The organism is Pseudomonas sp. UBA5666 (assembly GCF_002420785.1).
GTDB classification, from domain to species: Bacteria; Pseudomonadota; Gammaproteobacteria; order Pseudomonadales; family Pseudomonadaceae; genus Aquipseudomonas; species Aquipseudomonas fulva.
Genome location: NZ_DIIQ01000025.1, coordinates 120,916 through 145,466 on the forward strand (window position 1 = coordinate 120,916; position 24,551 = coordinate 145,466).

At 62.9% G+C, this 24,551-nt stretch carries 25 protein-coding genes; 13 read left to right on the top strand and 12 right to left on the bottom strand.

Annotation, left to right across the window (positions count from 1 at the left end):
- Positions 1-116: 116 nt before the first annotated feature.
- On the bottom strand, positions 117-2,690 hold the full coding sequence (gene mutS / locus B2Y33_RS13195) for a DNA mismatch repair protein MutS (protein ID WP_023534160.1): 2,574 nt from the start codon (positions 2,688-2,690) through the stop codon (positions 117-119).
- A 199-nt stretch (positions 2,691-2,889) separates the two neighbouring features.
- On the opposite strand from mutS, the gene B2Y33_RS13200 reads away from it, so the two are divergent.
- From B2Y33_RS13200 to recX, 3 genes are all read left to right on the top strand, one after another.
- A complete protein-coding gene (locus tag B2Y33_RS13200) occupies positions 2,890-3,372 on the top strand; it encodes a CinA family protein (RefSeq protein WP_027913896.1) in 483 nt (160 codons plus the stop codon).
- 102 nt (positions 3,373-3,474) lie between these two features.
- Positions 3,475-4,542: a recombinase RecA gene (gene recA, locus B2Y33_RS13205; RefSeq protein ID WP_023534161.1), complete on the top strand. Its 1,068-nt coding sequence runs from the start codon at positions 3,475-3,477 to the stop codon at positions 4,540-4,542.
- 20 nt (positions 4,543-4,562) lie between these two features.
- Complete coding sequence (recX, locus tag B2Y33_RS13210) at positions 4,563-5,030, top strand: recombination regulator RecX (RefSeq protein ID WP_027913897.1); 468 nt, start codon at positions 4,563-4,565, stop codon at positions 5,028-5,030.
- Positions 5,031-5,045: 15 nt separating this feature from the next.
- Here recX and B2Y33_RS13215 read toward each other — a convergent pair whose 3' ends face one another.
- A complete protein-coding gene (locus B2Y33_RS13215) occupies positions 5,046-6,155 on the bottom strand; it encodes a TIGR00730 family Rossman fold protein (RefSeq protein WP_049695539.1) in 1,110 nt (369 codons plus the stop codon).
- A 118-nt stretch (positions 6,156-6,273) separates the two neighbouring features.
- On the bottom strand, positions 6,274-6,693 hold the full coding sequence (locus B2Y33_RS13220) for a quorum-sensing-regulated virulence factor family protein (RefSeq protein WP_206405788.1): 420 nt from the start codon (positions 6,691-6,693) through the stop codon (positions 6,274-6,276).
- 210 nt (positions 6,694-6,903) lie between these two features.
- Between B2Y33_RS13220 and B2Y33_RS13225 the strand changes: the two genes are divergently transcribed.
- The 3 genes from B2Y33_RS13225 to B2Y33_RS13235 all read left to right on the top strand — a co-directional run bounded on the left by B2Y33_RS13225 (position 6,904) and on the right by B2Y33_RS13235 (position 8,882).
- On the top strand, positions 6,904-7,614 hold the full coding sequence (locus B2Y33_RS13225; RefSeq protein WP_027913899.1) for a tRNA-uridine aminocarboxypropyltransferase: 711 nt from the start codon (positions 6,904-6,906) through the stop codon (positions 7,612-7,614).
- Between the two features lie 175 nt (positions 7,615-7,789).
- Positions 7,790-8,440: a response regulator transcription factor ErdR gene (gene erdR, locus B2Y33_RS13230; RefSeq protein ID WP_027913900.1), complete on the top strand. Its 651-nt coding sequence runs from the start codon at positions 7,790-7,792 to the stop codon at positions 8,438-8,440.
- Between the two features lie 73 nt (positions 8,441-8,513).
- Positions 8,514-8,882, top strand: a complete 369-nt coding sequence (locus B2Y33_RS13235; protein WP_027913901.1) for a diacylglycerol kinase — start codon at positions 8,514-8,516, stop codon at positions 8,880-8,882.
- Positions 8,883-8,914: 32 nt separating this feature from the next.
- Here the strand turns inward: B2Y33_RS13235 and B2Y33_RS13240 are convergent, their stop codons facing one another.
- On the bottom strand, positions 8,915-9,841 hold the full coding sequence (locus B2Y33_RS13240) for a LysR family transcriptional regulator (RefSeq protein ID WP_027913902.1): 927 nt from the start codon (positions 9,839-9,841) through the stop codon (positions 8,915-8,917).
- Positions 9,842-9,962: 121 nt separating this feature from the next.
- Between B2Y33_RS13240 and fpr the strand changes: the two genes are divergently transcribed.
- Positions 9,963-10,742, top strand: a complete 780-nt coding sequence (gene fpr, locus B2Y33_RS13245) for a ferredoxin-NADP reductase (protein ID WP_023534074.1) — start codon at positions 9,963-9,965, stop codon at positions 10,740-10,742.
- 79 nt (positions 10,743-10,821) lie between these two features.
- Here fpr and B2Y33_RS13250 read toward each other — a convergent pair whose 3' ends face one another.
- Complete coding sequence (locus B2Y33_RS13250; RefSeq protein WP_255212322.1) at positions 10,822-11,334, bottom strand: SprT family zinc-dependent metalloprotease; 513 nt, start codon at positions 11,332-11,334, stop codon at positions 10,822-10,824.
- A gap of 168 nt (positions 11,335-11,502) precedes the next feature.
- Here B2Y33_RS13250 and ttcA point away from each other — a divergent pair, with 168 nt between their 5' ends.
- Together ttcA and B2Y33_RS13260 are read left to right on the top strand one after the other, a co-directional pair.
- On the top strand, positions 11,503-12,327 hold the full coding sequence (gene ttcA, locus B2Y33_RS13255; protein WP_023534071.1) for a tRNA 2-thiocytidine(32) synthetase TtcA: 825 nt from the start codon (positions 11,503-11,505) through the stop codon (positions 12,325-12,327).
- A 3-nt stretch (positions 12,328-12,330) separates the two neighbouring features.
- Positions 12,331-13,002, top strand: a complete 672-nt coding sequence (locus tag B2Y33_RS13260; RefSeq protein ID WP_028686875.1) for a DNA-3-methyladenine glycosylase I — start codon at positions 12,331-12,333, stop codon at positions 13,000-13,002.
- Positions 13,003-13,027: 25 nt separating this feature from the next.
- Here B2Y33_RS13260 and B2Y33_RS13265 read toward each other — a convergent pair whose 3' ends face one another.
- Genes B2Y33_RS13265 through arsC form a run of 3 tightly spaced genes read right to left on the bottom strand, consistent with a single transcriptional unit; the run spans position 13,028 to position 14,389 of the window.
- Positions 13,028-13,441, bottom strand: a complete 414-nt coding sequence (locus B2Y33_RS13265; RefSeq protein WP_104926476.1) for a DUF2069 domain-containing protein — start codon at positions 13,439-13,441, stop codon at positions 13,028-13,030.
- Positions 13,434-14,039 (bottom strand): NAD(P)H:quinone oxidoreductase, encoded by a 606-nt coding sequence (gene wrbA / locus B2Y33_RS13270; protein WP_027913906.1) that lies wholly within the window; start codon positions 14,037-14,039, stop codon positions 13,434-13,436. Before wrbA ends, B2Y33_RS13265 begins: the two co-directional genes overlap by 8 nt.
- The gene (gene arsC, locus B2Y33_RS13275; RefSeq protein WP_027913907.1) at positions 14,036-14,389 is read right to left on the bottom strand and encodes an arsenate reductase (glutaredoxin); all 354 of its coding nucleotides are present in this window, start codon (positions 14,387-14,389) and stop codon (positions 14,036-14,038) included. The genes wrbA and arsC overlap by 4 nt, the downstream gene beginning before the upstream one ends.
- An 85-nt stretch (positions 14,390-14,474) precedes the next feature.
- On the opposite strand from arsC, the gene B2Y33_RS13280 reads away from it, so the two are divergent.
- Positions 14,475-14,939, top strand: a complete 465-nt coding sequence (locus tag B2Y33_RS13280; RefSeq protein ID WP_027913908.1) for a TlpA disulfide reductase family protein — start codon at positions 14,475-14,477, stop codon at positions 14,937-14,939.
- Positions 14,940-15,014: 75 nt separating this feature from the next.
- On the opposite strand, the gene B2Y33_RS13285 is transcribed toward B2Y33_RS13280, so the two are convergent.
- Genes B2Y33_RS13285 through B2Y33_RS13300 form a run of 4 tightly spaced genes read right to left on the bottom strand, consistent with a single transcriptional unit; the run spans position 15,015 to position 19,679 of the window.
- On the bottom strand, positions 15,015-15,419 hold the full coding sequence (locus B2Y33_RS13285) for an META domain-containing protein (protein ID WP_027913909.1): 405 nt from the start codon (positions 15,417-15,419) through the stop codon (positions 15,015-15,017).
- Positions 15,416-15,853, bottom strand: a complete 438-nt coding sequence (locus B2Y33_RS13290) for a hypothetical protein (RefSeq protein WP_027913910.1) — start codon at positions 15,851-15,853, stop codon at positions 15,416-15,418. Before B2Y33_RS13290 ends, B2Y33_RS13285 begins: the two co-directional genes overlap by 4 nt.
- Positions 15,854-15,884: 31 nt before the next feature.
- Entirely contained in the window at positions 15,885-16,874 is a 990-nt protein-coding gene (locus B2Y33_RS13295; RefSeq protein WP_206405789.1) for a 2-hydroxyacid dehydrogenase, read from the bottom strand.
- 48 nt (positions 16,875-16,922) lie between these two features.
- Complete coding sequence (locus tag B2Y33_RS13300; protein WP_027913912.1) at positions 16,923-19,679, bottom strand: response regulator; 2,757 nt, start codon at positions 19,677-19,679, stop codon at positions 16,923-16,925.
- Positions 19,680-19,949: 270 nt separating this feature from the next.
- Between B2Y33_RS13300 and cysM the strand changes: the two genes are divergently transcribed.
- From cysM to relA, 3 genes are all read left to right on the top strand, one after another.
- Positions 19,950-20,849, top strand: a complete 900-nt coding sequence (gene cysM, locus B2Y33_RS13305) for a cysteine synthase CysM (protein WP_027913913.1) — start codon at positions 19,950-19,952, stop codon at positions 20,847-20,849.
- Positions 20,850-22,208 (top strand): 23S rRNA (uracil(1939)-C(5))-methyltransferase RlmD, encoded by a 1,359-nt coding sequence (rlmD, locus tag B2Y33_RS13310; RefSeq protein WP_206405790.1) that lies wholly within the window; start codon positions 20,850-20,852, stop codon positions 22,206-22,208. It abuts the gene before it with no gap.
- Between the two features lie 96 nt (positions 22,209-22,304).
- Positions 22,305-24,545, top strand: a complete 2,241-nt coding sequence (gene relA, locus B2Y33_RS13315; RefSeq protein ID WP_027913915.1) for a GTP diphosphokinase — start codon at positions 22,305-22,307, stop codon at positions 24,543-24,545.
- The last annotated feature ends 6 nt before the right edge of the window (positions 24,546-24,551 follow it).

Genomic DNA, 24,551 nt, shown 5'->3' on the forward strand with positions numbered 1-24,551 from the left:
GGCGGCGGCCCTTCCTCTCGGGCCGCGCGGTTTGCGGGTTTTGGCTGCAGGCCAGGCTAATAACCGTGCAGTACCAGCAAACCGCGGCGGATTCTACCAGCTTGTCATGGCTGCCGTTATAACAGGTTCTTTAGTTGATATAGCATTTCGATAGCTTGGCGCGGTGTCATGTCATCAAGCTGCAGCTTGCCCAGTTTCTCGATGGCTGGGTGAGGCAGGCTGGCGAACAGGTCGCTCTGGTGCGGCACTTGTGGTGCATCCTGCGCTTTTGTGACCTGAGTCGAGTCGTGCGGCAGGCTGGTGGTTTCCAGGCGTGACAGGTGCTCACGGGCGCGCTGGATGACCACCGCCGGTACACCTGCCAGTTGCGCAACCGCCAGGCCATAGCTCTGGCTCGCAGGCCCTGGCAGCACGTGGTGCAGGAACACGATACGGTCGTTGTGCTCCGTTGCATTGAGGTGCACGTTAGCCACCAGCGGCTCACTGTCGGGCAACACGGTCAGTTCGAAATAGTGGGTAGCGAACAAGGTGTAGGCCCGCAGGCGCGCCAGGCGTTCGGCTGCTGCCCAGGCCAGCGACAGGCCATCGAAGGTACTGGTGCCGCGGCCAACTTCGTCCATCAGCACCAGGCTGCGGTCGGTTGCGTTGTGCAGGATATTGGCGGTTTCGCTCATTTCCACCATGAAGGTGGAGCGCCCGCCTGCCAAATCGTCGCTCGAGCCAATGCGGGTGAAGATGCGGTCGACCACCGACAGCTCGCAGCGCGCTGCTGGAACGAAGCTGCCGATGTGCGCCATCAGCACGATCAGTGCGGTCTGGCGCATGTACGTGGACTTACCACCCATGTTCGGCCCGGTGATGATCAGCATCCGGGTACTGTCGTCCAGGCCCAGGTCGTTGGCCACGAACGGCGTGGTGAGCACCTGCTCGACCACCGGGTGACGCCCCTGCTCGATGCGCAGGCACGGCTCGTCGACGAAGCGTGGGCAGTTCAGGTCCAGGTTCAGGGCACGCTCTGCCAGGTTGCTGAGCACGTCCAGTTCGGCCAGGGCGGCGGCACTGTCCTGCAGTGGCGCCAAGTGGCTGATCAAGGTCTCCAGCAGCGCGTCGTAGAGCATCTTTTCCCGGGCCAGGGCGCGGCTCTTGGCCGACAGCGCCTTGTCCTCGAATGCCTTGAGTTCCGGCGTGATGAAACGCTCGGCGCCCTTGAGGGTCTGCCGGCGGATGTAGTCGACCGGCGCCTGCTCGGCCTGCTTGGAAGGCAGCTCGATGAAATAGCCATGCACACGGTTGTAGCCGACCTTGAGGTTGGCAAGGCCGGTGCGCGCCTTCTCACGCGCCTCGAGGTCGATCAGGAACTGCCCGGCGTTCTCGCTGATGGCCAGTAGCTCGTCGAGCTCGCTGTCGTAGCCGGTCTTGAGCACGCCTCCATCACGGATCACGGCAGGCGGGTTGTCGACCACCGCACGCTCCAGCAGGCTGGCCAGCTCCGGGTAGGTGCCGGTGATCGCGGCCAGGCGTGCCAGGTGCGGCGCCTCGAGCTCGGTCATTGCATTCTGCAGCTCGGGCAGGGCGCCCAGTGCGTCTCGCAACCGCGCCAGGTCGCGTGGGCGGGCGTTGCGCAAGCCGATACGGGCCAGGATGCGCTCGATATCGCCGATTTCCTTGAGCTGGGGTTGCAGCTTTTCGAACCGGTAGCTGTCGAGCAGGCAGCGGATCGAATCCTGGCGGGCCTGTATGACCTTGAGGTCGCGCAGCGGACGGTTCAGCCAGCGGCTCAGCAGGCGGCTGGCCATGGCCGTCTGGCAGCGATCGACGACCGATTGCAGGGTATTGTCACGCCCACCTGCCAGGTTGACGTCCAGCTCCAGGTTGCGACGGCTGGCCCCGTCGAGGATGACGGTGTCGTCCAGGCGCTCGTGACGCAGGCTGCGCAAGTGCGGCAGGGCCGTACGCTGGGTTTCCTTGGCATAGGCCAGCAGGCAGCCGGCGGCGCCGATGGCCAGGGTCAGCTTGTCACAGCCAAAGCCCTTGAGGTCCTTGGTGGCAAATTGTTGGCAGAGCGCTTTGCGCGCCGAGTCGCGGTCAAAGTCCCAGGGCGCTCGGCGACGCGCACCGGGGCGTTTCTCGGCAGGCAGGTCGCGTGGCCAGTCATCCGGGATGAGCAGCTCGACCGGGTTGAGGCGGTCCAGTTCAGCCAGCAGGGTTTCCCAGCCTTTGATCTCCTGGACGCCGAAGTGACCGCTGGTGATGTCGAGCACGGCCAGGCCAAACAGGCGCTCGTCGCCCAGCAGCGCTGCGATCAGGTTGTCACGGCGCTCATCGAGCAGCGCTTCGTCGCTGACGGTACCTGGCGTGATGATGCGCACGACCTGGCGCTCGACCGGCCCCTTGCTGGTGGCCGGGTCGCCGATCTGCTCGCAGATGACCACCGATTCGCCCAGCTTGACCAGCTTGGCTAGGTAACCCTCGAGGGAATGAAACGGCACCCCGCACATGGGAATGGACTGGCCGGCGGACTGCCCGCGCGCGGTCAGGGTGATGTCCAGCAGGCTGGCGGCCTTTTTCGCATCTTCATAGAAGATCTCGTAGAAGTCGCCCATGCGATAGAACATCAGCTGGTCCGGATGCTGGTTTTTCAGCTTCCAGTACTGCTGCATCATTGGGGTATGTGCGGAGAGATCGGACATGGTCGGCCTTACAGCGGGTGATCTGGTTGGCAAGGGTAAACCGGCAATGGTACAGGCTTTTTCGGTGCGATGCAGGCGCCGAACGCCGTGCCTGCCCACCATGGGTGCCGCGCCAGGGGCTTGGAAAACCTGAACGTTTGCCGGGCAAGCTTCTCTATTGGGGTGATAGGGTAGTAGTCAGTCTACAAGGAGCCCTCGCATGGACCCGATTACCACACTCGCCACTCGCCTGGGTGACCACCTTCAACGCCTGGGGGCGCATGTGAGCACCGCCGAATCCTGTACCGGCGGCGGCATTGCCGAGGCCATTACCCGGATTGCCGGCAGCTCGGCCTGGTTCGAAGCCGGCTACGTGACCTATTCCAACCGGCAAAAAACGCGTCAGCTCGGGGTGCCCGAAGCGTTGTTCGGGCAGGTGGGCGCCGTAAGTCAGGAGGTGGTCGAGGCCATGGTCAAGGGCGCGCAGCTGGCCAGCGGCGCCCGCTTTGCCGTGGCGGTCAGCGGAGTGGCCGGCCCCGGCGGCGGTTCGGCCGACAAGCCCGTGGGGACTGTATGGTTGGCCTGGAGCGATGGCCAGCAGGTCGTCAGCGAGCGTCGTCAGTTCGACGGCGACCGCGAGGCCGTGCGGCGCCAGACCGTCATCGCCGCCTTAGAAGGCTTGTTACAGCTTGGCATCGGTTAAATCGAAATCGGGGGTTTGCTCGAACGCTCGCCTGTGGAATAATACTGGCTACTTATACAGTTATCCGGCCATCAGGGCCAAGTCGAACACGTGAGGATTTCAATGGACGACAACAAGAAGCGCGCCTTGGCTGCGGCCCTGGGTCAAATCGAACGTCAATTCGGTAAGGGCGCGGTCATGCGCATGGGCGACCATGAGCGCCAAGCCATCCCTTCCATTTCCACCGGCTCTCTGGGGCTGGACATCGCCCTGGGTATCGGCGGTCTGCCAAAAGGCCGTATCGTCGAAATCTACGGCCCGGAATCGTCAGGTAAAACCACGCTCACGCTCTCGGTCATCGCCGAAGCCCAGAAAAGTGGCGCCACCTGTGCGTTCGTCGATGCCGAGCATGCTCTTGATCCGGAGTACGCTGGCAAACTGGGCGTCAACGTAGACGACCTGCTGGTTTCGCAGCCTGACACGGGTGAGCAGGCGCTGGAAATTACCGACATGTTGGTACGGTCCAACGCGGTCGACGTCATCATCGTCGACTCCGTGGCGGCGCTGGTACCCAAGGCTGAAATCGAAGGCGAAATGGGTGACATGCACGTGGGCTTGCAGGCTCGTCTGATGTCCCAGGCGCTGCGCAAGATCACCGGTAACATCAAGAACGCCAACTGCCTGGTTATCTTCATCAACCAGATCCGTATGAAGATCGGCGTGATGTTCGGTAGTCCGGAAACCACCACCGGCGGCAACGCACTTAAGTTCTATGCCTCGGTTCGCCTGGACATCCGCCGCACCGGTGCAGTCAAGGAAGGCGACGAGGTGGTGGGTAGTGAAACCCGCGTCAAGATCGTCAAGAACAAGGTGGCGCCACCGTTCCGTCAAGCGGAATTCCAGATTCTGTACGGCAAGGGTATCTACCGTAACGGTGAAATCATCGACCTGGGCGTGTCTCAGGGCCTGGTCGAGAAATCGGGCGCCTGGTACAGCTACCAAGGCAACAAGATCGGTCAGGGCAAGGCGAATGCTGCCAAGTACCTGCATGAGAATCCCGCTATCGGTAGCGAAATCGAGAAGCAGATCCGCGACAAGCTGCTCAATGCCGGTGCTGTAGCCGCTGCTGCCAAGGCTGCAGCCGCACAGGCCGATGCGGGTGACGTGGCCGAAGCCGAAGCTGGCTATTGATCACGCGACCGTAGCCGAACATGCCTGCCGTACTCGACACTCCCGTCGCCATTCGGCGGGCAGCCATGGACCTGCTTGCGCGACGTGAGCATGGTCGCGTGGAATTGACCCGCAAGTTACTTCAGCGCGGGGCGTTGCAGACGCTGATCGAGCCTGAGCTCGATCGGCTGAGCGACGAAGGCTTGCTGAGTGAAGCTCGTTATCTGGAAAGCTTCATTCGCTATCGATCCAGTTCAGGTTATGGCCCTGCCCGAATCCGTGAGGAGCTCGGGCAGCGCGGCTTGGCGCGTGGTGATATCGACGCGGCGCTTCGCGAGAGTCAAATTGACTGGGGCGAGCGGCTGTTTGAAGTATGGCAGCGCAAATATGCCGGGCAACGCCCTGAAGACCCCAAGGCGCGTGCGCAGCAAATGCGTTTCCTCGCCTATCGCGGTTTCCCCATGGACATGATTGGCAGGCTGCTTAGTGGTCGAGGCTGGGACGACTGAGCGCACAGCCTGCGCCTAGGATAGATCCGGCAAACGCTGTTCAAGGCAGGTCGGTGGCGCAACAGCCCAATGTTGCGGCAGATTGATGAAGTCCACCAGCTCTCGCAGTCGGCCTTGATCACGGCCGGTAAAAGCGAAGCTCAGGCGTGTCAGGTGCCCAAAATCCCCGGTCTCGTTTTCGACATTGCTGTCAGGCGTTTGCTCGAAGCTGCCGCTCAGGCAGAGATCACTAAACCGCTCGCCAATTGCGTGCAACGCTTCGGGCGTGAGTGGCCGGTGCATGCGCAGGACGAACTGGCGTTTCAGCCAGCGGCTGGAGTGGTAGTTTCGGTAAAACTGATTGATTTCCTCGACAGCTTCGTCAGCACTGTGCACCAGGCGCAGCAGCTTGAGGTCGCCTGGGAGGATGTAGCGGTTGTCTTGCAACTGATGGCGAATGAACGTCAGGCAGTCCTGCCAGAAAGTACCCTGCGGCGAGTCCAACAGCACCACCGGTACCAGCGGGCTCTTGCCTGTCTGGATAAGCGTCAGCACTTCCAGTGCCTCATCGAGCGTACCGAACCCTCCGGGGCACAACACCAGCGCGTCTGCTTCCTTGACGAAAAACAACTTGCGAATGAAAAAGAAGTGAAACGACAGCAGCTTGTCGGTGCCGTCTATCGTTGGGTTGGCATGTTGCTCGAAGGGCAGGGTGATGTTGAAGCCAAGGCTGTTGTCGGCGCCTGAACCTTCATGGGCGGCGGCCATGATACCGCCACCACCCCCGGTGATGACCATCAGGTCCGAGCGGGCCAGCGCAGCACCCAGCTCACGGGCTAGGGCATACATGGGGTGCTCCAGCGGCGTACGCGCCGAGCCGAAGACGGTGACCTTGCGGCGATGCTTGTGGCGACGCAGTGCGCGAAAGGACTGGTCGAGTTCGCGCAGTGCTTGCAGGGTGATCTTGGTGCTCCAGCGGTCGGCATCGTCATGGGCCATGCGCAGGACCGTCAGCATCATGTCGCGATAGAGGGGCAGGTTGGGGCTATCGGGGGCTACGCGTTCGAGTTGCGCGTCGATGTAGCTCAGGTCGATGTCATGATCGCGGAAGTGGCTGGAAAGCAGGTCATTCGATTGATAGGGCATGCAACTTCTCCTTCTGCACCTTATCAATCTAGCCCTTTAGCACCGGTCACGCCCAGCCCGTATCAGGGCGTCGGGCGCATGAGGGCGCCCGAACGGGGCTTGAGCGGTATTCGAAGATTTACTTCTTCTTGTTACCGGCATCGCAGCTGGCGCTGTCGAAGGCCTGATCCATCAACGGCTGATTGGTCTTGTAGACCGTGAAGCGGTACACCATCACTGCGCCCTTGGACATCAGGTTGCGGAACCCGCTGTTGCGGCAAACGCTGTCGCCCAACTGGCTACGCACCTGCTCAGGGTTGGCCTGCATGCGCGCAGCATGGTCGGCGCGTACGCTGAGATGATTGATCAGGGCCTTGCCTTCGACGGTATAGCCTTGGTCGAGAATGTCTTCGTTGATGGCGCGGGGTGTGCCGACGCTGCTTTCCTTGGCAACCTTTTGCAGCATCGTGTTCAGGTCATAGTCCTGCTTGGAAGCCGCCTGGGCTGCAAGTGGCAATGCGAGCAGCAAGCTCAGGGCGGGGGCGATAAGGCGCAGCATGGATCTCTCCTGGTTCGGTGACTGGCGCTTGGACAGGCAAGGACAGGCGGCGTTCCGTAATCGCTGCCGCCCGTATGGCGCTTGAAATCGCGAGTATAGGGGCGCACTGGTCGTCTGCACAGCAACTGGCCAGCATTCTGGTAAACTGCCGGCCGTTTTCAATCGAGCAATTGCTGTGACTGCCACCTCTCTTCTGCACCGCGTGCCGGCATGAGTCATGCCGTCGCACGGCTGCGCGCCGAACGCCTGGCACGCAGCAACAAACCCTTCGTCGCACGCGGCTCACGTGCCGAGCGTTGCCCGGGCTGCCGGGTCATCGCCACGCATTGCCTGTGTGACTGGAAGCCCAGTGTCAGTGCCGAGTCGGGCATCTGCCTGTTGATGCACGATACCGAGCCGCTCAAGCCAACCAACACCGGCTGGCTCATCGCTGACCTGATCGAAGACACATCAGCCTTCGGCTGGCTGCGAACCTCGGTAAACGAAGGCTTGCTGGCATTGCTCGATGACCCGCAATGGCAGCCGTACATCGTGTTCCCGGGTGAATTCGTGGCGCCGGAGCGCGTCGTGACGGACGTGGTGCGCTCGCCTGAGAAGCGGCCATTGTTCATCCTGCTCGACGCCACCTGGACCGAGGCGCGCAAGATGTTCCGCAAAAGTCCGTACCTGGAGCGTTTTCCGGTGCTGAGCCTGCAGCCCGAGCAGATGTCGCGCTACCGCCTGCGCCGCTCGCGGCGCGATGACCACTTCTGCACGGCGGAAGTAGCCGCGATGTGCCTGGACCTGGCTGGGGACCACCTCGCCTCACAGGCACTGGATGCCTATCTGGACGTCTTCAGCTTGCACTACCTCAGTGGCAAGCGTCGCCTGCCTCTGGATGAGCAGGATGCTGTTCACCAGCGCCTGCATACCTTCCTATAGTCCAAGGGGCAGCCTACCGGCTTTGGTTCATAATGGCCGGCATGCCGCCGAGGCGGGTTGAACGACTGGCAGGCTGGCTTGACCTTTGCCGTTGCCGCTCGGCATCCTTGGCGCCGATTCCCGCCAACGTGCCCGTGTCGACGGGCCCTTGGTACAGAACAGGATCCTTAGATCGATGGCCACATATGAAATCCTGATTGCCGATGACCACCCGCTGTTTCGCGGTGCACTGCGCCAGGCCGTAACCCTGGGCATGGGCCCGGACGTGCGCCTGGTGGAAGTGGCAAGTATCGCCGAGCTGGAAAACCGCCTGAGCGAGAAGGCAGACTGGGACCTGGTGCTGCTGGACCTGAACATGCCGGGTGCCTATGGTTTTTCCGGATTGGTCCTGCTGCGCGGGCAGTACCCGCAGATACCGGTGGTGATGGTTTCGGCGCAGGAGGAGGCTGCGGTCGTGGTCAAGTCCCGCGAGTTCGGCGCCAGCGGGTTCATTCCCAAATCGAGCACCCTTGAAGTGATTCAGGATGCGGTGCGCAAAGTGCTCGATGGCGACGTGTGGTGGCCACCGCAGGCGTTCGAGAAGGTCGATGTGCCTGCCGAAGCGAAGGCTGCCAGCGAAGGCCTCGCTAGCCTCACGCCGCAGCAGTTTCGGGTGCTGACCATGGTCTGCGAGGGCTTGCTTAACAAGCAGATCGCCTACGAGCTGAGTGTGTCCGAAGCTACCATCAAGGCCCATGTGACGGCCATTTTCCGCAAACTGGGCGTGCGCACGCGCACCCAGGCCGCTTTGTTGCTGCAACAACTTGAATCGGTTGCCAGCACCTGACTGTACGTGGCTTCACGCTTTTTTGACCCTTGCCAGCCTAGTCTGCCGGCCTTTTTGTAGCTAAGCGAACCTCATGACGCCATCACCTTTCAAGGGCCAGACTGGCCTGAAACGAATCCTCAACGCCGCAGGCTATTCCCTGGACGGGCTGCGCGCCGCCTTCAAGGGCGAGGCTGCGTTCCGCCAGCTGGTGCTGCTCAACGTCGTGCTGGTGCCTGTTGCATTCTGGTTGCCGGTAAGCCGTGCGGAGCGGGCGATCATGATCGCGGTGTGCCTGCTTGGACTGATCGTCGAGCTGTTCAATTCGGCGGTGGAGGCGGCGATCGATCGCATTTCTCTCGAACGCCACCCGTTGTCGAAAAACGCCAAGGACATGGGCAGCGCTGCCCAGCTGGTGTCGTTGTGCATGGTGGCGATCGTGTGGGGCGTGATCCTGCTGTAGAGCTGCACCGTGGGGCGCAGCGCCTGGACGGCTCAGGCGATGGGCGGCAGCACGATCTCGTCGCTGCGCGTGACGCCAGCTGTGAAGTGGCGACAGAGTTCCAGAAACTCGCGCATCGCCGAGGTCTGGTATTTCTGCTTGTGCCAGATGAAGTAGAACTGGCGCATCAAGTCCACCTCGGGTGTTTCCACTGCCACCAGGCTGCCTCGGCGAAAGGCATCGCGCAGGGCGAGGCGTGAAATGCATCCGATGCCCAGGCCCGATTCCACGGCGCGCTTGATGGCCTCGGTGTGCTCCAGTTCCAGGCGGATGTCCAGCTGTGCGCGGTGGTGCCGCATGGCCTGGTCGAACGTCAGGCGCGTGCCCGAGCCTTGCTCGCGCAGGATCCAGGCCTCACGGGCCAGCGTGGCGATGTCGGCGCGGCCCTGCCTGGCCAATGGATGTTGAGGGGCGCAGAACACCACCAGTTCATCCGCCACCCAAGGCTGCACCTCAAGGTCCGGATGATTGCAATCACCTTCGATCAGACCCAGGTCAATTTCGTGGTGGGCAACTTGCTGCACGATATGCACGGTATTTTGTACGTGCAGCTTCACCTGGCTTTCGGGATGTCGCTGCATGAAGCTGCCGATCAGCAGGGTTGCCAAGTAGTTGCCAATGGTGAGCGTAGCGCCCACGGCGAGGGAGCCGAAGCCTGACTTGCCGTTGAGCAGGTCCTCGATCTCCTTGGCCTGGTCCAGTAACGCCACAGCTTGTGGCAGCAACTGGTGACCCAAGGCATTGAGGCTCAGGCGCTTGCCCGCGCGGTCGAACAGCTGGCAACTGCTCTGGCGCTCAAGCTCGGTGATGGAGGTGCTGGCAGCCGACTGCGACAGCGCGAGCACGCTGGCAGCGCGTGAAACGCTCTGGTGCTGGGCGACGGCCACGAAGACCTGCAGTTGACGTAGTGTGAATCGCATATCGATATAACCGATAACACATATCTTGATAATCCAGTTAACAGATATTGTCGCTGCCCCTAAACTATCGCGCAACTCTGCGCCTCGTGCGCGCTGCGACTTTTTTCAGGAGCCCCATTAGATGAGCAACATGAACCACGAACGTGTCCTCAGTGTGCACCACTGGAACGACACGCTGTTCAGCTTCAAGTGCACCCGTGATCCGGGGCTGCGCTTCGAGAACGGTCAGTTCGTGATGATCGGCCTGCAGCAGGACTCCGGCCGTCCGCTCATGCGCGCCTACTCCATCGCCTCGCCGAACTGGGAGGAGCACCTGGAGTTCTTCAGCATCAAGGTGCCCGACGGCCCGCTGACCTCGCAGCTGCAGCACCTGAAGGAAGGCGATGAGATCATCATCAGCAAGAAGCCTACCGGTACGCTGGTGCTCGACGACCTCAACCCTGGCAAGCACTTGTACCTGCTCAGCACCGGCACTGGCCTGGCGCCGTTCATGAGCGTGATCCAGGACCCTGAAACCTACGAGCGTTTCGAGAAGGTGATCTTGGTCCACGGCGTGCGCTACGTGAACGAAGTGGCCTACCGTGAGTTCATCACAGAGCACTTGCCGCAGAACGAATTCTTCGGCGATGCCGTACGCGAAAAGCTGATCTATTACCCGACCGTTACCCGCGAGCCTTTCGAGAATCAGGGCCGTCTGACCGACCTGATGCGCAGCGGCAAGTTGTTCAGCGACATCGGCCTGCCGCCGATCAACCCGCAGGATGACCGCGCGATGATTTGCGGCAGCCCGAGCATGCTCGATGAGACCAGCGAAGTGCTGGACAGCTTCGGCCTGAAAATCTCCCCACGCATGCGCGAGCCGGGCGATTACCTGATCGAGCGAGCGTTCGTCGAGAAGTAAGGCGCGCTCAGCATGACCAGACGGTCCGTTGACCCCGCGTCAACGGACCGTTTTTTTGCCTGCTTCATCACTCAGGCCGCTATTCGACCCGCGTCTGGCCGCTGTAGACCAGCAGCTGCCTGCAACGTTTGCACAGGTACCGACGGCCTTGCCCTACCAGCGCATGCCGCTGCGCCGTGAACGCAAACTCGCTTTGCGGGCAGGGGCAGGGGCAGCGGTAGAGGTAGCGGGTCACCACGCGGCGCTTGACGGCGTAGTTGTGACAGCGCGCGGGCGGTAGTTCGTAGACGCCGCGCATGATCAACTGCCACTCCTGCCCGTGGGCCTGGATACCTTCGCCGAAGACCTGGTGTGCGACCAGGTGGGCGACCTCGTGCGCCACGGTCTGGCGCAGGAAGTCTTCGTGGTTCTCGCGGTAGAGCTGCAGGTTGAAACGCAGCTTGTTTTCGTGCAGGTGAGCGACCCCGGCTTTTTGCCCGCGCAGCTTGAAACTGATCTGCGGGCGGGGGAAGGCGCGATCGAAAAACCGTTCAGCTTGCTGATAGCAGGTTTCAACGCGTTGGATGAGCAGTTCGGGCATGGGGCAATGAATCCTCTTGCGGCCATTATGCCGCAGCGGCAGTGCGCTCACCCAGCCATTGGTCACACGGCGGGTTATTCGAGCGTGATCGCCCTGAAGTCTTTGTCGGAATGCCTACAGCCCTGCTGGAATTGTGCGTAAAATAGCCGGCTTTTGTCACACCTCGCGGATTCAAGCGCTATGGGCACCCTTTCGGTCAACCAGAACAAACTGCAAAAACGCCTGCGTCGTCTCGCCGGCGAAGCCATCACCGACTACAACATGATCGAGGATGGCGACAAGGTCATGGTCTGCCTGTCCGGCGGCAAGGACAGCTACACCATGCTCGATGTTCTGTTGCACCTGCAGAAGGTGGCGCCGATCTCGTTCCAGATCGTGGCGGTGAACATGGACCAGAAGCAGCCGGGCTTCCCCGAGCACGTGCTGCCGGCCTACCTCAAGGAACTGGGCGTCGAGTACCACATCGTCGAGAAGGACACTTACTCGGTGGTCAAGGAGCTGGTCCCGGAAGGCAAGACCACCTGCTCGCTCTGCTCGCGCCTGCGCCGCGGTACCTTGTACACCTTCGCCGATGAAATCGGCGCCACTAAGATGGCGCTGGGCCATCATCGTGACGACATCGTCGAAACATTCTTCCTCAACATGTTCTTCAACGGTGCTCTCAAAGGCATGCCGCCAAAACTGCGTGCCGACGACGGCCGTAACGTGGTGATCCGTCCGCTGGCCTATTGCAGCGAGAAAGATATCCAGGCGTACTCGGACATGAAGGCGTTCCCGATCATCCCTTGCAACCTGTGCGGCTCGCAGGAGAACCTGCAGCGTCAGGTGGTCAAGGACATGCTGGTCGAATGGGAGCGCAAGCACCCAGGTCGTACCGAAAGCATCTTCCGCGCCCTGCAGAATGTTGCGCCGTCGCAGTTGGCCGACCGCAATCTCTTCGATTTCACCAGCCTGACGATCGATGAAAACGCCACCCCGCGTTTTCTTGACGTGGTGAACATCTGACTCATGCGTGATTATCAGTGGTTGCACGAGTTCTGCCTGAACCGCTTCGGCTCTGCCCGCGCCTTGGAGGCGGCCTTGCCGCACCCCCGTAGCCCGGAGCAGCTAAGGGCGACCAGCGCTGATCGCTACTTGTCGACCCTTGCCCTGCGTGTATTTCGCGCCGGGCTCAAGCACAGCCTGGTGGACGCCAAGTGGCCGGCCTTCGAGCAGGTGTTCTTCGGCTTCGACCCGGAAAAGGTCGTGCTGATGAGTGCCGAGCACCTTGAGCGGCTGATGCAGGACACCCGCATCATCCGGCACCTGGGCAAGCTCAAGAGCGTGCCGCGCAACGCCCAGATGGTGCTGGACATCGAAAAACAGTGGGGCAGCTTCGGCGACTTCATCGCCGATTGGCCAGTCACCGATATCGTGGGTTTGTGGAAATACCTGACCAAGCACGGCAACCAGTTGGGCGGTTTGTCCGCGCCACGTTTCCTGCGCATGGTCGGCAAGGACACCTTCGTGCCTACCGACGATATGTCGGCAGCGCTGATCGCTCAGAAGGTCATCGATAAGAAGCCCACCAGCCAGCGCGACCTGGCCCTGGTGCAGGACGCCTTCAACCAGTGGCACGAACAAAGCGGCCGGCCGTTATGCCAGCTGTCGGTGATGCTGGCCCACACCGTCAATCACTGAGCCGGCGGGGCGGGCCCGCCCCCCATCAGTTGCCTTCGCCGTCCAGGCGCCTTTGGTACTGGAACTTCCAGCGCACATACAGCAGCGCAGCCGTGAACAGCCCCAGGCTGAGCAACAGCTCAAGCCAGCCAGACAGCGCCCGGGCAGGATCGAACGCTGCCACCACCCCCTTGATGAAGTAGATGTTGACCACGAAACAGGCCCAGGCATGAGCCCGGGCGCTGGCGCTTAACATGCCTGGCAATACCAGCAGCAGTGGCAGCAGTTCGATGGCCAGGATCACGCTCACCCGCGCGCCATGCAGGTTGGCGAACCACAGGTTGTTGACCACCAGCAGCGCGATCAACCCCAGCACGAAGGCCAAGCTCAGCGCCCGCGTCACCCGCACCCGGGGTGCCAGCCATGCTTGCGCAGGCAGCGGTTTTCGCGCCTTAGCCACGCGTGGTCTCCAAAGCTTTGGCCGTGGTCGCCAGGCGTTGCCCCAGGGCGCGGCACAAGGCGATTTCGTGCTCATCGAGGTCACGCTTGCCGTCGGCGCCGGCGTGGTGGCTTGCCCCGTAAGGTGTGCCGCCGCCACGGGTCTGGATCAGGGCTGACTCGCTGTAGGGCAGGCCCAGTACCAACATGCCGTGGTGCAGCAAGGGCAGCATCATCGACAGCAGGGTGCTCTCCTGGCCACCGTGCAAGCTCGCGGTGGAGGTGAACACACCGGCGGGCTTGCCCACCAGCTCGCCGCCCAGCCACAAGGGGCTGGTACCGTCCAGAAAGTATTTGAGCGCAGCGGCCATGTTGCCGAAGCGGGTAGGGCTGCCCAGGGCCAGCCCCGAGCAGTGGCGCAGGTCGTCGAGGGTGGCGTAGGGTGCGCCACTGGTCGGCACGTCGGGCGCGACCGCCTCGCATTCGCTGGACACTGCCGGTACGGTGCGCAGGCGTGCTTCCATGCCGCCCAGCTCGATGCCACGGGCGATGTGCCGGGCCATCTCGCTGGTCGAGCCATGGCGGCTGTAGTAAAGCACCAGGATGTAAGGTTCGCTCACGGCAGGATCTCCAGGATTTTTTCGGGTGGGCGGCCGATCACGGCCTTGTCGCCGGCTACCAGAATTGGCCGCTCGATCAGCTTGGGATGGGTCGCCATGGCGTCGATCAGCTGGGCGTCGCTGAGTGTCGGGTCGGCCAGGTTCAGTTGAGCGTAGTCGTCCTCGCCCGTACGCAACAGTTGACGGGGCGGCATGCCCAGCTTGTCCAACAGCGCCTTGAGCGTGGCCACATCGGGGGGTGTTTCCAGGTAGCGCACCACGGTAGGCGCCAGGCCGCGGGCCTCGAGCAGATCCAGCGCGCCGCGGGATTTGGAGCAGCGCGGGTTATGATAGAGCGTCAGGTCAGTCATGTGGGGTCGCATCCGGCAAGGTGTGACCGGTATTCTAACCGCAGCGACTGTCCCATTTGCTCTAAAACTCGAGAAGGATTGACCCATGGCAAGGCGTCTGGCAGCAGTAATGGCCATCACCGCGAGCCTGTTGCTTGGTGGCTGCGGTGCCGATTATGGCGTGGACCAGCATGGCAACACGGTAAAGGCCGAACACCTGGATGGGCACTGGCTGGTGCTCAACTACTGGGCGGAGTGGTGCGGGCCCTGCCGCACCGAAATTCCCGAGCTCAATGCCGCTGCCAAGCAATGGGCCGCTGACGGCATCAAGGTGGTAGGGGTGAATTTCGATGGCCTGCAAGGCGCGGACCTCAAGCAGGCGGCCGACACGCTGGGCATCGGTTTCACCGTGCTGGCCCAGGACCCCGCCGAGCGCTACGACCTGCCCCGCAGCGAAGCGCTGCCGGTGACCTACATCATCGATGACAAGGGCAAGGTGCGTGAGCAGTTGCTCGGTGAGCAGACGCTTGAAGGCTTGAAGGCCAAAATCAAGGCCCTGAAACAGGGCTAACGCTGGCACGGGCGGTGCGAACGGGGCGCTGACCTGTCACGCCAGGCCAGGCCCCGTGGGTAACGGGCCGCCTGATCAGCCCTCTTCAGGCCACAGGCGCAGCGGCTTGCCGTCGGTTGGCCACAAGCGCAGTTGCTGATCGGGCGCCAAGTCCCAGCGCGTTACCTTGCCAAGGGCCTGCAGGAAGCGTTTTTCCTGTTCCATCAAGGCCGGTGCACACAGCTTGCGGGTGCTGCCGACGCTGCCAAAACTCAAGCGCCCGCCGTCGAGGGTGTAGGCCGCGAACCAGTGATTGCAGCCTGCATTGCCGTAGGCGCGCCCGTCGCTGCCAAGGGTCATGCTCAAGTGGCTGTCGTCGAGCAGGGGGCGCTCCCCGATCCACTCCAGTACGTAGCTGCGGTCTTGCTGCAGGTCCGAAGGGGCTGTCGCGCAGCCAATCAGGCCGGTGACGATCAGTGCGCTGGTGAGCAGGTGTTTCATTGTGCAGGCTCCTGGCAACGGGGGCAGAGGTGCCGGGCGTCCTGGCTTGCCCAGCCCAGTTCGGCGATGCGGGCGTTGGCTGCAGGCTGACGCGCTGCTTTGCCCAGCTTGGCATCGACCGCAAATTCGAAATCCAGTACCGCATCGCAGCTGTCGCACGCCACTTGCCAGGCCAGAATCTCCAGTTCGTGGAAGACCGGCCCGTTGGCCACGGCAACCCACTGTCCACGCGGGTTGATCAGGTGCCGGACGCTGTCCACGGTCAGGCGCATGGTCAAGTCCTTGCTGCCCTTGAGGGTGACCAGCAGGGTATCGCCCTTGTGCATCGAGCCGCCGTTGCCTGTGACCTGGTAGCGACCAGGCACCAGGGCGCGGCATTCGATCAGCGTGTGCTGCGGGTTGAAGAGGGTGTAACGAAAATCGTGTTCGACCATGGGTCCTCCCTAAATGCCGCGTATCCTAGCATTAACCGGTCACCAGGTTCTGCGCCCTGCCTGCCGCCCAGCTGGCAATGTTCTCGAGGGTCGTCTGGGCAATGGCCTGCAAGGCCTCGTGGGTGAGGAAGGCTTGATGGGCAGTCACGATCACATTGGGGAATGTCAGCAGGCGCGCCAGCACATCGTCCTGCAGGGGCAGGTCCGAACGGTCTTCGAAGAACACTTTGGCTTCTTCTTCGTAGACGTCCAGGCCCAGGTAGCCCAGCTGGCCGCTCTTGAGCGCATCGAGCAATGCCGGCGTATCGACCAGCGCCCCGCGCCCGGTATTGATGAGCATGGCGCCAGGTTGCAGGTGCGCCAGGCTCTGCGCGTTGATCAGGTGCCGGGTGCCTGGCGTCAACGGGCAGTGTAGGCTGATGATGCGTGCCTGGCCCAGCAACGCTGGCAAACTCATGTAGCGCACGCCCAAGGCCTCAAGCTGCGGGTCGGGGCTGGGGTCGTAAGCCAGCAGTTGGCAGCCGAAGCCAGCCATGATGCGCGCGAAGGCCGCGCCGATCTGGCCGGTGCCGACCACCCCGACGGTCTTGCCATGCAAGTCGAAACCGGTCAGGCCGTGCAAGGTGAAGTCGCCTTCCCGTGTGCGGTTGTAGGCCCGATGCAAGCGCCGATTGAGCGCCAGTATCAGCGCCACGGCGTGCTCGGCCACGGCTTGGGGCGAGTAGGCCGGCACGCGCACCACGTCTATCCCCAGTCGCTTGGCCGCAGCCAGGTCGACATGGTTGTACCCCGCCGAACGCAACGCCACCAGGCGCGTACCACCGCGCGCCAGGCATTGCAGCACCGTCGCGTCGAGCTCGTCGTTGATGAAGGGGCAGACCACATCAAAGCCCTGGGCCAGCGGCGCGGTATCGGCCGTAAGTCGGGCGGACTGAAAGTGCAGTGCCACGCCGCCGCCTAGGGCGGCCTGGGTGAAACTCTCCTGGTCATAGTGCTGACTGCTGAAGAGCAGGGCGCGCATGGTGGCTCCTTGTGCATGGGCACTGGTCGGTGGAAAGGGCGGGTGCCTTCAAATACTCAGCCTGGCCTCGGCTGCCAGCCGGCTGATCGCGTTGTCCAGTTCATCGAGCGCCTCCCCAGCCAAGGGGCTGTCCTGTTTGAGCAGGGTTTCGCTGCGTTGGCAGGCGGCACGTAGTTGAGGTACACCGCAGTAGCGAGAAGCGCCGTTGAGCCGGTGCACCTGCTCGATGAGCGTATGACGGTCATGCGCTTCACGCGCACCCAGAATGGCGGCGCGGTCATCTTCCAGCGAGGCCAGCAGCATGCTCAGCATGTCGGCGGCCAGATCGGCTTTGCCTGCCGCCAGGCGCAGGCCTTCGTCATGGTCAAGCACCTTCAACTCGTCAGGCCCGGTGGGCAGGCCCGACGGCATCTGCGGCGACGGGCCAAGGCTCAGGCCGGTCCACTTCATCACCACCTGTGCCAGCTGCCGCTCGCTGATCGGCTTGGTCAGGTAGTCGTCCATGCCGCCATGGAGCAAGGCGCGTTTTTCATTGGCCATTGCGTGGGCGGTCAGCGCAACGATCGGCAACGGGTTGCCGCTCTGGGTGTTTTCCCAGAGGCGAATCTGTTCGGTACAGGCGCGTCCGTCCATGCCAGGCATCTGCACGTCCATCAGTACCAGGTCGAACGGTTCGCTCTGCACGGCCTGTACCGCCGCGTAACCATTGTCGACAGCCGTCACCCGGGCGCCCAGGTCTTCCAGCAAGGTCTGCACCAGCAAGAGATTGGCCGCATTGTCATCCACGCACAGCACCTTTGGCTGGCGCTGCTGGCCCGCCATGGCGCTGACCTCGCCCTGCAACCGGCGGGGCTGGACCATTTCCAGCAGCAGGCGACGCAGCTTGCGTGTGCAGGATGGCTTGGACAACAGCTGACCGTGGCCATTGGACAGGTAAGGGTGATAGAGCGCCTGTTCGGTGGTGGGGCACAGCACCACGCACTGGCAATGATGCCGCTCCAGGTGCTGGTAGTACTGGCCCAGTTGTTCGGGCGCCAGGGAGCCCACGTTGGCGCCCAGCACGGCGAAGTCGAACGGCTGCCCCGCCTGGCTGGCAGCTTGCACCGCCTGCACCAGTTGCTCGTAGGAGGTAAAGACACAGACGCTCAGGCCGCAGTCCTGCAATTGGTGCTCCAGAGCCTGCCGCGCCAGTTCGTGGCCATCGACGATGGCGGCGCGACGCCCGAGCAAGGGCTGCAAAGGGAGCTCCTCGGCATCGTCGTGCGCCTTGGGCAGGTTCAAGCTGATCCAGAATTGCGAGCCCTCGCCAGGGGTACTGTCGACGCCGATCTCGCCACCCATCTGCTCGATCAGGCGCTTGGAGATCACCAGCCCCAGGCCAGTGCCACCTGGCTGGCGGGCCAGGGAGTTGTCAGCTTGGCTGAAGGCCTGGAACAGCGTACGTACGTCTTGAGGCGACAGGCCGATGCCGGTGTCCTGGACACTGATGCGCAACTGGGCGCTGTCCTCGTGCTCGTCCTCGAGCATGGCACGCACGACGATGGTGCCTTCGCGGGTGAACTTGATCGCGTTGCTGACCAGGTTGGTGAGGATCTGCTTGAGCCGCAGCGGGTCACCGATCAGCGAGGAGGGCGTATCGCGGTAGATCAGGCACAGCAGCTCAAGCTGCTTGGCATGGGCCGCCGGCGCCAGGATGGTCAAGGTGTCCTGGATCAGGTCGCGCAGGTTGAAGGGGATGCTGTCGAGCACCAGCTTGCCCGCCTCGATCTTGGAGAAATCGAGAATCTCGTTGATGATCCCGAGCAAGTTGTCAGCTGACTTCTCGATGGTGTTCAGATAGTCCACCTGGCGTGGCATCAGCTCGCTTTTCTGCAGCAGGTGGGTAAAGCCCAGAATGCCGTTGAGCGGCGTGCGGATTTCATGGCTCATGTTGGCCAGAAATTCCGACTTGATCCGACTGGCTTCCAGGGCCTCCTTGCGGGCCATGTCCAGCTCGATGTTCTGGATCTCGATGGTTTCAAGGTTTTGCCGGACGTCTTCGGTGGCCTGGTCGATGCTGTGCTGCAGCTCTTCGTGGGCACTGTGCAGGGTCTCGGCCATGCGGTTGATGCCGTGGGCCAGTTCGTCCAGCTCGTGACTGCCCATGGCCGGCAGGCGTTCCTCCAGGTGGCCGTCCTTGAGCTGGTTGACGGCATGCTTGATGCGCTCGATCGGGGTGTTGATGGCACGGCTCATGCGCAGGGCCAGCAGCCCGCTGACCACCAAACAGGCCAGGATCAGGAGCAGCGTGGTGAAGAGGTTGCGGTAGCCGCGCAGCAAGGTGCCGTCATGGGACAGTTCGATTTCTACCCAGCCCAGCAAGCGTTCGGCTTCGGCAGGCACGGCGTCGGTGGCCAGGTCGCGGTGGTGGCCGAACACCGGCATCAGGTAGCGAGTGGCATCGTTGCCACTGCGTTGTAGCAACTGGGTGCCGCTGCCGCCGCTGGGCGGTTGGTTGAGCATGCTCGGGCCGGCATGGGCCAGCCGACTACGGTCCGGTGTCAGGAAGGCGACGGCGCGTACGTCGGCCTGTTCGAGGGTCTGCGCGGCAATGCGCTCCAGTTGTGCAGGCGCCTTGCGGGCCATGGCCGGGGCTGCCAGCGGCGCCAGCTGCTCGGCCAGCATCTTGCCCCGTTGCAGCAATTGCGTGCGCAGGTCGCTCTGTTGCAGCCAGGTGAAATAGCTGCCCAGTACCAAGGCCATCAATCCGGCTGGCAGCAGCGCCAGCAACAGCACACGGCTGCGAATTCCCAAACGGTCGAGCACACTCGCCTCCTGTCAATGTGCCTGGATGCCGCCTTGCAAGGCGGCCAAGCGGGGACGTTACTCCGCCTCGCCAGCCATTGCACGAGTTAACTCCGTGCGCATGGGCAGCCTGCGCATTGGCATGGGTCTACAGGGCCTGCGCAGTGCGTGGGCAAGGCATTGCACAGGCTTTATAGCTTGCAGCTATATGCACCTCAGATTGCGTGATATGGCGAAGCAGGGTTTGCCGGTATGATGGTCGCCCCTGCCGTCCGGATTGTGAAAGACACCATGACCTTGCAGTATCCAACCATCGCCGATTGCGTCGGCAATACGCCCCTGGTTCGCCTGCAGCGCCTGGCTGGCCAGACCAGCAATACCTTGCTGCTCAAGCTCGAGGGCAACAATCCTGCCGGCTCGGTCAAGGATCGCCCCGCGCTGTCGATGATCGCCCGTGCAGAATCGCGCGGTCAGATCAAACCCGGCGATACGCTGATCGAAGCCACCTCCGGCAACACCGGCATCGCCTTGGCCATGGCGGCGGCAATCAAGGGTTACAAGATGATCCTGATCATGCCCGACAACTCCACGGCCGAACGCAAGGCGGCGATGGCAGCCTACGGCGCCGAGCTGATCCTGGTGACCAAGGAAGAGGGCATGGAAGGGGCCCGCGACCTGGCCCAGCAGCTGGAAGCCGACGGCCGTGGCGTGGTGCTCGACCAGTTCGCCAATGGTGACAACCCGATTGCGCACTACACCAGTACCGGCCCGGAAATCTGGCAGCAGACCCAGGGGCGCGTTACCCACTTCATCAGTTCGATGGGCACCACCGGGACCATCATGGGGTGCTCGCAGTACCTCAAGGAGCAGAACCCTGCGGTGCAGATCGTCGGCTTGCAGCCGATGGAAGGCGCGGCCATTCCGGGTATTCGCCGCTGGCCCCAGGAATACCTGCCAAAAATCTTCGACGCAGCCCGGGTCGATCGCATCGTCGACATGTCCCAGGACGAGGCCGAGCAGACCATGCGCAGGCTTGCTCGTGAAGAGGGCATTTTCTGCGGCGTGTCTTCCGGTGGTGCAGTCGCCGCCATGCTGCGCCTGTCCCGGGAAGTGGAAAATGCCACGTTGGTGGCCATCATCTGCGACCGCGGCGACCGTTACCTGTCCACTGGCCTGTTCGATCCGAGCTAAATGTCCAAGAAGAAAACCAACAGCGGTCTGCGCTTTCAGCCAGCCGGTGGCAATCGTAGTCCCCAGGTTCCCGTGGGCAAGAAGCAACGCCTGGTCGTCGAGCGCCTGTCAGGGGACGGTCGCGGTATTGCCTTCCATGAAGGGCGCACCTGGTTCGTCACCGGCGCCCTGGCAGGCGAGGAGGTCGAGTCGAGGGTGCTCAATGCCCGTGGCAAAGTGGTCGAGGCGCGGCTGGAGCGGGTGCTCCAGGCCAGTCCCGAGCGCCGCGAAGCCCCGTGCAAGTACTACGGCCAGTGCGGGGGGTGCAACCTTCAGCACCTGCCCCACGAGGCCCAGCTAGCGCTCAAACAGCGCACCCTGGCCGAGCAACTGCAACGGGTGGCCGGTGTGCAGCCCGAGCAGTGGGCCGCGCCCTTGACCGGGGCCGCTTTCGGCTACCGTCGTCGCGCCCGTGTGGCCGTGCGCTGGGACCCCAAGACCCGCCAGTTGGCCGTCGGCTTCAGGGCGCAGGCCAGTCAGGACATCGTTGCCATCGATGATTGCCTGGTGCTGGTACAGCCCTTGCAGTCGATCCTGCGTCACTTGCCTACGGTGCTGCGCTCGTTGGTCAAGCCCCAGGCCCTGGGCCATGTGGAACTGTTCAGCGGGACGGCCGAGGCGGTGCTGGTGCGTCATGTCGCGCCGTTGCCGCCCGACGATGTAGCGCGCTTGCAGGCGTTCTGCGCCGAGGCCAACGCGCAGCTGTGGTTGCAGGGTGAAGGCGAGCCGCAGCCGGTGGATGCCACTGGGCCGTTGGGTTTCGTCCTGGCGCCTTGGCAGCTGCAGCTGGACTGGCGCCCCGGCGACTTCGTGCAGGTCAATGCCCAGGTCAATACCGCCATGATCGAGCAGGCCCTGGCCTGGCTCGCTCCGCAGCCCGAAGAGCGGGTACTGGACTTGTTCTGCGGCCTGGGCAATTTTGCCTTGCCGCTGGCACGGCACGCTCGTGAGGTGGTGGCGGTAGAGGGCGTGCAGGCCATGGTCGATCGCGCGGCGGCCAACGCCCGCGGCAACGATGTGCATAACGCGCAGTTTTTTCAGGCCGATTTATCGCAGCCGTTGATGGGCATGGAATGGGCCGCCGAGGGCTTTTCTGCGGTACTCTTGGACCCACCGCGCGACGGTGCATGGGAGGTGGTGCAAGGCATCGCCCGTCTTGGGGCCAAGCGGCTGGTCTATGTATCGTGCAACCCGGCCACGCTGGCGCGAGACGCCCAAGTGCTGGTCGGGCAGGGGTACCGGTTAACAAGGGCCGGGATTCTCGACATGTTTCCTCAAACGGCGCATGTCGAAGCCATGGCGTTATTCGAAGTGGGCTAGCCAGCTGGCCCCTTGGTGCGGCTTCCAGGGAATGGCAGCCGTGCGGTGATTGCCAGTGCACCCGCAGGGTGCGCTGTATGGAAAGGTAAAACAAAGATGGTACAGGTGAGAGTGCACCAGCCGGTCAATACCGACGGCAGTATCAATCTCGAAGCGTGGTTGGACCATGTGGTCAGCGTCGATTCGGCGCTCGACCGCGCAGCGCTCAAAGAGGCCTGCGAGTTTGCCCAGGAAGTCGAGAAGAAGGGCAACCCGGCCAAGCATTCCTGGGCCGATGGTACGTCGAGCTATCAGGCAGGGCTTGAGATCGCCGAGATCCTCGCGGACCTCAAGCTTGACCAGGACTCCCTGGTAGCGGCGGTCATCTACCGCGCTGTGCGAGAAGGCAAGGTCACCCTGGCCGAAGTCAGCCAGCGCTTCGGGCCGGTCGTGTCCAAGCTGATCGATGGCGTGCTGCGCATGGCTGCGATCAGTGCCAGCCTCAGCCCCCGCCAGTCGCTGGTGCTCGGCTCCCAGGCGCAGGTCGAGAACCTGCGCAAGATGCTGGTGGCGATGGTCGACGACGTTCGCGTGGCGTTGATCAAGCTGGCCGAACGCACCTGTGCCATTCGGGCGGTCAAGTCCGCTGACGACGAGAAGCGCCTGCGGGTGGCGCGGGAAGTGTTCGACATCTACGCCCCCCTGGCCCACCGTCTGGGTATCGGGCATATCAAGTGGGAACTGGAAGACCTGTCGTTCCGCTACCTCGAGCCCGAGCAGTACAAGCAGATCGCCAAGCTGTTGCACGAGCGCCGCCTGGACCGTGAACGCTTCATCAGCGATGTCATGAACCAGTTGCAGAACGAACTGCTGGCCACCGGGGTGAAGGCGGACATCAGTGGCCGCGCCAAGCACATCTACTCGATCTGGCGCAAGATGCAGCGCAAGGGCCTGGAATTCAGCCAGATCTACGACGTGCGCGCCGTGCGGGTGCTGGTCCCCGAGATACGCGACTGCTACACCGCCCTGGGTATCGTGCACACCTTGTGGCGTCACATCCCCAAGGAATTCGACGACTACATCGCCAACCCCAAGGAAAACGGCTACCGCTCCCTGCACACGGCTGTGATCGGCCCGGAAGGCAAGGTGCTGGAAGTGCAGATCCGCACCCACGGCATGCACGAGGAAGCGGAGCTTGGCGTCTGTGCCCACTGGCGATACAAGGGCACCGACGTCAAGCCCAGCTCAAACCACTACGAAGAAAAGATTTCCTGGCTGCGCCAGGTACTGGAGTGGCATGAAGAACTGGGCGACATCGGGGGGCTGGCCGAGCAACTGCGGGTCGACATCGAGCCCGACCGGGTGTACGTATTCACCCCGGACGGTCACGCCATCGACCTGCCAAAAGGGGCGACGCCCCTGGACTTCGCCTACCGGGTACACACCGAGATCGGCCACAACTGCCGGGGTGCCAAGATCAACGGGCGCATCGTGCCGCTCAACTACAGCCTGCAGACTGGCGAGCAGGTCGAAATCATCACCAGCAAGCATGGCAACCCGAGCCGTGACTGGCTGAACTCGAACCTGGGCTATGTCACCACCTCGCGCGCGCGGGCCAAGATCGTGCACTGGTTCAAGCTGCAGGCGCGCGACCAGAACGTTGCCGCCGGCAAGACGCTGCTCGAACGCGAGCTCAGCCGGTTGGGCCTGCCGCAGGTCGACTTCGAGCGCCTGGCCGAGAAGACCAACGTCAAGACGGCCGAGGACATGTTTGCGTCCCTGGGGGCTGGGGACCTGCGCCTGGCGCACCTGGTCAACGCGGCGCAACAGCTGCTGGAGCCTGAGCGCATCGAGCAGATCGAACTGGTGCCGCGCAAGCCCAGTGGGCCGCGTGGGGGTAAGCGTGGCGACATCCAGATCCAGGGCGTGGGCAACCTGCTGACGCAGATGGCCGGTTGCTGCCAGCCCTTGCCTGGCGATGCCATCGTCGGCTACATCACTCAGGGGCGCGGGGTGAGCATCCACCGCCAGGATTGCGCCTCGGTGTTGCAGCTGGCCGGCAAAGAGCCAGAGCGCATGATCCAGGTCAGCTGGGGGCCGATACCGGTACAGACCTATCCGGTCGATATCGTCATCCGTGCCTATGACCGCCCCGGTTTGCTGCGCGATGTCTCCCAGGTGCTGCTCAACGAGAAGATCAACGTGCTGGCGGTCAACACCCGCTCGAACAAGGAAGACAACACGGCGCTGATGTCGCTGACCATCGAGATTCCCGGTTTGGACGCCCTTGGGCGCTTGCTGGGGCGTATCTCGCAGTTGCCGAACATCATCGAGACACGGCGTAATCGTACGCCCTGAACCACG